Origin of the sequence: Caballeronia sp. LZ043 (assembly GCF_031451075.1) — a bacterium.
Taxonomy (GTDB): domain Bacteria; phylum Pseudomonadota; class Gammaproteobacteria; order Burkholderiales; family Burkholderiaceae; genus Caballeronia.
In genome coordinates this window covers 1-1,096 of sequence record NZ_JARUXT010000045.1, presented here as the reverse complement: position 1 = coordinate 1,096, position 1,096 = coordinate 1, and the positions used below count along the sequence as shown (strand labels likewise).

The window sequence follows — 1,096 nt, the reverse complement described above, 5'->3', positions numbered from 1 at the left end:
GGCGCAACGGTCATCAAGGCCGTGCTCGAACGCGCAGGCGTGAAGCCGGATCAGGTGAGCGAAGTCATTCTCGGCCAGGTGCTGGCCGCGGGCTCGGGACAGAACCCGGCGCGCCAGTCGCTCATCAAGGCAGGGCTGCCGGACATGGTGCCCGGCATGACGATCAACAAGGTGTGCGGCTCGGGCCTGAAGGCGGTGATGCTGGCGGCGAACGCGATCATCGCGGGCGATGCGGACATCGTGATCGCGGGCGGCCAGGAAAACATGAGCGCGGCGCCGCACGTGCTGCCGGGCTCGCGCGACGGCTTCCGCATGGGCGATGCGAAACTCATCGACACGATGATCGTCGACGGCCTGTGGGACGTCTATAACAACTATCACATGGGCACGACGGCCGAGAACGTCGCGAAGGAATTCGGCATCACGCGCGAGCAGCAGGATGCGTTCGCGGCGCTGTCGCAGAACAAGGCCGAGAAGGCACAGAAGGAAGGCCGCTTCAACGACGAGATCGTGCCGGTCTCGATTCCGCAGCGCAAGGGCGAGCCGCTTCAGTTCAACACGGACGAATTCGTGCGTCACGGCGTGACCGCCGAGGCGCTGGCGGGTCTGAAGCCCGCGTTCTCGAAGGAAGGCACGGTGACGGCGGCGAATGCATCGGGCATCAACGACGGTGCGGCGGCCGTGGTCGTGATGTCGGCGAAGAAGGCCGAAGCGCTCGGTTTGACGCCGCTGGCGCGCATCAAGGCCTACGCGAACGCAGGCGTGAGTCCGAAGATCATGGGCATGGGTCCGGTGCCGGCGTCGAAGCGCTGTCTGGAGCGCGCGGGCTGGAGCGTCAACGACCTGGACCTGATGGAAATCAACGAAGCGTTCGCGGCGCAGGCGCTGGCGGTGCATCAGCAGATGGGCTGGGATCAGTCGAAGATCAACGTGAACGGCGGGGCGATCGCGATCGGGCATCCGATCGGCGCATCGGGCTGCCGGATTCTGGTGACGCTGCTGCACGAAATGCAGAAGCGCGATGCGAAGAAGGGTCTGGCGTCGCTGTGCATCGGCGGCGGCATGGGCGTGGCGCTGGCGGTGGAACGGCCGTAAG

The 1,096-nt window shown here is 66.0% G+C and carries 1 protein-coding gene; it reads left to right on the top strand.

Translation table 11 applies throughout. The features are described 5' to 3' along the window. Positions 1–1,095 (top strand): acetyl-CoA C-acetyltransferase (locus tag QCE64_RS36400; RefSeq protein WP_309936149.1); only part of this gene is annotated, 1,095 nt, incomplete at its 5' end. Position 1,096: the final 1 nt, after the last annotated feature.